This is a genomic window from Desulfobotulus pelophilus (assembly GCF_026155325.1).
GTDB classification, from domain to species: domain Bacteria; phylum Desulfobacterota; class Desulfobacteria; order Desulfobacterales; family ASO4-4; genus Desulfobotulus; species Desulfobotulus pelophilus.
Genome location: NZ_JAPFPW010000045.1, coordinates 1 through 4,721 on the forward strand (window position 1 = coordinate 1; position 4,721 = coordinate 4,721).

At 46.7% G+C, this 4,721-nt stretch carries 7 protein-coding genes; 3 read left to right on the plus strand and 4 right to left on the minus strand.

Annotated elements, in window-relative coordinates; all coding sequences use genetic code 11:
• Positions 1-355 precede the first annotated feature (355 nt).
• Positions 356-946: a BRO-N domain-containing protein gene (locus tag OOT00_RS15735; RefSeq protein ID WP_265426376.1), complete on the minus strand. Its 591-nt coding sequence runs from the start codon at positions 944-946 to the stop codon at positions 356-358.
• A gap of 1,389 nt (positions 947-2,335) precedes the next feature.
• Between OOT00_RS15735 and OOT00_RS15740 the strand changes: the two genes are divergently transcribed.
• From OOT00_RS15740 to OOT00_RS15750, 3 genes are all read left to right on the plus strand, one after another.
• Positions 2,336-2,737, plus strand: a complete 402-nt coding sequence (locus OOT00_RS15740) for a GFA family protein (protein WP_265426377.1) — start codon at positions 2,336-2,338, stop codon at positions 2,735-2,737.
• Positions 2,738-2,800: 63 nt separating this feature from the next.
• Positions 2,801-3,235, plus strand: coding sequence for a hypothetical protein (locus OOT00_RS15745; RefSeq protein WP_265426378.1), 435 nt, complete (start codon positions 2,801-2,803; stop codon positions 3,233-3,235).
• Between the two features lie 58 nt (positions 3,236-3,293).
• Positions 3,294-3,482 carry an FmdB family zinc ribbon protein gene (locus OOT00_RS15750; RefSeq protein ID WP_265426379.1) on the plus strand — a complete coding sequence of 63 codons (189 nt, stop codon included), beginning with the start codon at positions 3,294-3,296 and terminating at the stop codon, positions 3,480-3,482.
• Positions 3,483-3,570: 88 nt separating this feature from the next.
• Here OOT00_RS15750 and OOT00_RS15755 read toward each other — a convergent pair whose 3' ends face one another.
• The 3 genes from OOT00_RS15755 to OOT00_RS15765 form a co-directional block, all read right to left on the minus strand.
• Positions 3,571-3,825, minus strand: a complete 255-nt coding sequence (locus OOT00_RS15755; RefSeq protein WP_265426380.1) for a Txe/YoeB family addiction module toxin — start codon at positions 3,823-3,825, stop codon at positions 3,571-3,573.
• Positions 3,822-4,073 (minus strand): YoeB-YefM toxin-antitoxin system antitoxin YefM, encoded by a 252-nt coding sequence (gene yefM, locus OOT00_RS15760; protein WP_265426381.1) that lies wholly within the window; start codon positions 4,071-4,073, stop codon positions 3,822-3,824. The genes OOT00_RS15755 and yefM overlap by 4 nt, the downstream gene beginning before the upstream one ends.
• Before the next feature lie 452 nt (positions 4,074-4,525).
• Positions 4,526-4,721 (minus strand): hypothetical protein (locus OOT00_RS15765; protein ID WP_265426382.1); only part of this gene is annotated, 196 nt, incomplete at its 5' end.

The window sequence follows — 4,721 nt, forward strand, 5'->3', positions numbered from 1 at the left end:
AGACCCCTTTTTATAGTGCCACAAAAGACTGCCCTCCTTAAGGACCTTAAGGAGGGCAGCCCTTTGCAGTAAACAAAGCCCGATCGCTGAGGCTCCCGAAGCGCGGCCCTGCTTGCCACAAAAGGCTGCTTTCCTTAAAGATCCTAAAGACCTTAAGGCCCTTACTAAGGACAGCCCCTTCGCAGTATAGGGCCACAGGGGGCAGCATTGGCTATTTGCACCTTAGTTGAGCGCAGATGCATGTTCTTTTTGCTTAAACGGGCCATGATTTCGCTTGACGGGGGGGGCAGCCACAAACAAAAAGCCCCCGCACCGGAACCGATGCAGGGGCTTTATTCATGAAATCAGAAAAGGCTTACTTGCCGCCGCCCTGATTCCGGAGAGACTGAACAAAGGCCTCATGATGAACTTCCGGGTTCAGCACAGAGACCGTTCGTAGTACGTTGTTGACGGATACCACCATATTCTGATGAAGCTGGCTCAGGGTGCGTAAGCTTGCCAGCATACCATTCACTTCCCGGACAAGGTGCCGTGCCAGAAGGATCTGGTCGTCATGGCCATGGGGGAGGGTGGCCGGGGCGGAAGCGCCATAGCGGCCCGTTCGGCGGATGGCGGGGAGAACTTCACTGGCCACCCAGTTGGTGAAATCTTCGGCAGCGGGTTTGTTGGATCGGAAGGCGAGTTTATAGAGGGCGGGTTCGTTGATGAAAATAATGTCCCTGTCCTGTTCGCAGTTGCTTCCGAACTGGTTTGTATGGCTGGTTCGGAGTTTCCGTACCTGCCTCCATCCTTCCGGAATATTGCTAAGAGATCCTTCCCCTCTCCACGCTATTTCGAGAGCGGTAAAAACATCTCTGGCAACAAACCAAGTCTCGTCATTTTCTGATAGGGTTCTGACTGTTTGATTTTGAAATGTGAATTCAAGGGTGGGAAATTGGTCTTCCATGGCAGTCCTCCAGTTTAAAAAGATGGGAGAATCCGCCGCTCTGGTGCTAAACAGGGGCGGCGGAACTATGCGGGTTAGCACTACCGGAAACTGGTAACCGGCCCTCCGAAGAGGCCCACATAGCTCCGCCATAAGGGTGTGCGAGGGCGCAAAAAATGCGCCTGCATTTCTTTTTATGGTGGCGCTACACACCAGTCTTTTTCGGGGTGCTAATCCCGGCTGTGGTTTTTTGCCGCAGCATGAAAACTGTACCCAGACCGGAATGGAATGTCAAGATGTTGATGCGGATGGGGAAAAGTTATGGGAAATGTATGCCGGGCTTGTCAGAAGAAAAAGGGTGGGGTATGGAAAAGGATCGTTTTTTGAAGGTGCAGTGGGGTTTGTGGGCAGTATAACGCCTCAGTCTGCATGTTATACAGAACTGTATAATATTTTGTTATATGGCCCGCATGCACCGACGTATGGAGGAATGATCTATTTCAATCATCATTTCCGATAAGAGCACTTGGCCAACTGAGGTGTCAGAATTCCTCAGGGTCAACTGTAGTGAGTTTTGTGGCTGGGAGTGCACTTGCTGTGCAACTACCAACGCCTCTAGATATGACGCCTTGGTTTCAGATTTCCACAGTGTTTTAAGAGCGCATTCATTAGTTGGGTATCATTGTACAAAATTAACTCGGGAAGAGATCGAAAACATTCGTCTCAACGGAATGGCACCACAAAATGCAACTTCACTGAGTGCAAGAATAGACCGATTACTGGAAGGTGGCTTAATCAGCCCTGAAATATCAAGCCATCTTAAGGATAGGAACCAAGCCAGCGAGGATAACCGAGAAGGTATGTTGTGGTTTTGTTTTTTTGAGCCATTCATCGCCGGGGAGTCGGGAATTGGACGCTTGTTCAGGTCCTGGGGCGGTGAGGCGCTCTATAATTTGCATGAGGGTCATCCTATTACTGGGCCTGCGATCCGTAGTGTTGGGATTCCGTGCATTATCAAAGCAAGTGTGCCAATTTCATCAATGGTTGCTACCAAGTTTCCTGACGGACCATTGGCAAGAACATTGTTGTCAGAACAAGGCCATCGACTGAGAATACCGATAGAGCACGAGGGATATAGTACTGAGCATGTCTCAGCAGATAATATAATTGAGATAATTGAGTATCCCAGCGAGAAGTTTTTTGAGTTAACGAGGTGTCGGCAATGACACAGGTATGCCATATAACCAGTAGGTTAAGCCGACCGGTTTTTCGCTGCCGCTACAAACCGGCGGCTTACCATTGGCGTTAATAAAAGGGGTCAGACTCCTTTTATTTCCTTTTATTTCAAATCTATACTTAAAGTTATTAAATTTAATTGTATCAGTTTTAATTATTGGATTGTGAGGTTACATGAAATATTTAGGTTCTTGTTTATGTGGTAATATTCAATATGAAATTGATGGAGAATTTGAGAACTTCTTCTTATGCCACTGCAAATCTTGCAGAAAAGATACAGGTTCAGTACACGCAGCAAATTTATTTTCTTCAAAAGCAAAATTAAGATGGCTAAAAGGAGAAAATAAAATAAAAGTATTTAATTACAAAAATTCAGGACATATTAAAGCATTTTGTCCAAATTGTAGTTCTGCTTTGCCAAACATCCAAATGAATGGGAAGTTATTGGTTGTACCTGCAGGCAGTCTGGATTCAGATATAGATATTAAGCCATCTGGTCATATTTATTTAAAAGAAAAAGCGATTTGGGATGATAACTTAGAATTAGTCCCAAAATATGAAGAATTGCCTCAATAAATAGGTAAAAGGGGTCATGCTTTTAAGCAGATTGTCTTCAGCGGAGATGAGAGACCGTCAATTATGAAAAATTTCAGTATCGATAAGTTGTTTATTAAATATTTTTCTCCAAAAATTGAATTAGATATTACAATAGATTCTTTTACCTTTAGAAAAAATGGAAAAAAGAAAACATTTAATACATATATCTATGTTTCCAAGGAAAAAAAGCCACGAGTGATATCAGTTGGGGAGGAACCCTTTAAATCATCCGAAGCAACAAAAGTTGACCTGTTCAGTGTTGGAAATGTTGAAACTCAAAATGATAAATATGATTGTCTGATGTCTTTCTTGATGCATTGTATATCTGAGATGTCTTCAAAACATCCGATGATAAGACCTACTATAGTTGTAGGTGGAATCAATGAACTCAACCCTGTTCTAAATGGATATCAACGCAAATTTATGATGAATCTTTTAACAACAGCCGGTGCTATAGACGTAACATTCAAAGATTAAGAGTAAAAGGGTGCAGACCCCTTTTAGCTCATAACCAAAAAACGGACTGAAAGGATCTATGCCAACAATTGAATACGATTGCCCGAAATGTGGTCATGTCTTTAAGCGGGTTGTCTTCAGGGGAGAGGAGAGGCCGTCCATGCCCTGTCCGAAGTGCAAGAGCATGGAAGTGAAGCCATCCCATAGTGCGGAGAGCCTTTTTAACGGTATCTCTCCCTCCAGTTCTTTAGCCAAGGATACGAACTGAACCCGCTGAGGTTGTGGCAGGGGCTGCCACATTACACTGTATAGAGCAAAAGCAAAGCAAAAGGGGCCAGCCCCTTTTATTCAAAAAATCAGTAGTGGTACCGCAGCTGTGCTATTTCAATGGCATCCTCAGAGACCTTATAGACAAAGCGGTGCTCATCGCTGATTCTTCGGGACCAGTAGCCTGAGAGGGCATGTTTTAACGGTTCCGGTTTTCCGATACCCTCAAAGGGGGTACGCATTGTTTCTTTGATCAGGGTATTAATCCGGCGCAGGGTCTGTTTGTCGGTTTTTTGCCAGAAAAGGTAATCGTCCCACGCATGGGCAGAAAAAATGAGCTTCAATCCCTAAGCTCCTTTTCAAGCCCTTTCCCATTTTCAAGCTGGGCCATGGATTCCAGAAGACGCCTTGCATTTTTCGGTGAGCGTAAAAGATAGGCTGTTTCTTCAAGGGCTTCATAATCCTCAAGGGACATGATCACAACGGCATTGGATGATTTTCGTGTCACAATAATGGGCGAGCGGTCTTCACAGACCTTATCCATTGTTTTGGCAAGATTTTGTCTTGCAGCGGTATAGGTGATAGCTTCCATATCGGGTTCCTCCTGTACAGTATATTGTACGTCCAGACATTGGATTGTCAAGCAAAAGAAAGGGCAGCCGCTCCCCTTACTCGGCAGCGGCTGCCTCCGGGCCGGATTCCGGCCCGGCTCCTCCGTGGCCATCGGGCCATAGCCTTAAAGTCCTTAAAGTCCTTAACGACCTTAATGAAGGCTGTCTTTGGCGGTAAACAAAGGCCGGTCGCTGAGGCTCCCGAAGCGCGGCCCGGCTTTCACCCCGAAAGTCCTTTAAAGCCTTTGGTGGCAGCCAGCAGGTGGCCCTCAGCCAGCGTTCAGCTCCTCGTAAAACCTCCCCCACAGCGCCGTTTCCATCCCCGTCAAAAACCCCTGCGGAAAGACATCCGGCCTTAATTCAAACAGCATCTTCCCCCTGGCGTGGCCGAGATTTAAGGCCGCCCGTATGCCCTGATCCCGCCAGAGGGCTTCTACTCCCCCAGTTCTGCGCCCTCTCCGGTCAGATTCAAAATGGTCTCCGACAATGTGTAACCAAATACGGGCAGCACCAGAAAAAGCTTCACTACCGCCTGCTCGTCCAGCTCCGGAGACAGGCAGCCCTCGGATAGGATGGCCATGCGCCGGGCCAGATCGTCGGGCAGGGTTTCGCTGTCCAGCCCCATCAGC

Coding starts and splice junctions, on each gene's coding strand:
- OOT00_RS15735 (WP_265426376.1), bottom strand. CDS start 946: ATGGAAGACCAATTTCCCACCCTTGAATTCACATTTCAAAATCAAACA.
- OOT00_RS15740 (WP_265426377.1), top strand. CDS start 2,336: ATGAAATATTTAGGTTCTTGTTTATGTGGTAATATTCAATATGAAATT.
- OOT00_RS15745 (WP_265426378.1), top strand. CDS start 2,801: ATGAAAAATTTCAGTATCGATAAGTTGTTTATTAAATATTTTTCTCCA.
- OOT00_RS15750 (WP_265426379.1), top strand. CDS start 3,294: ATGCCAACAATTGAATACGATTGCCCGAAATGTGGTCATGTCTTTAAG.
- yefM (WP_265426381.1), bottom strand. CDS start 4,073: ATGGAAGCTATCACCTATACCGCTGCAAGACAAAATCTTGCCAAAACA.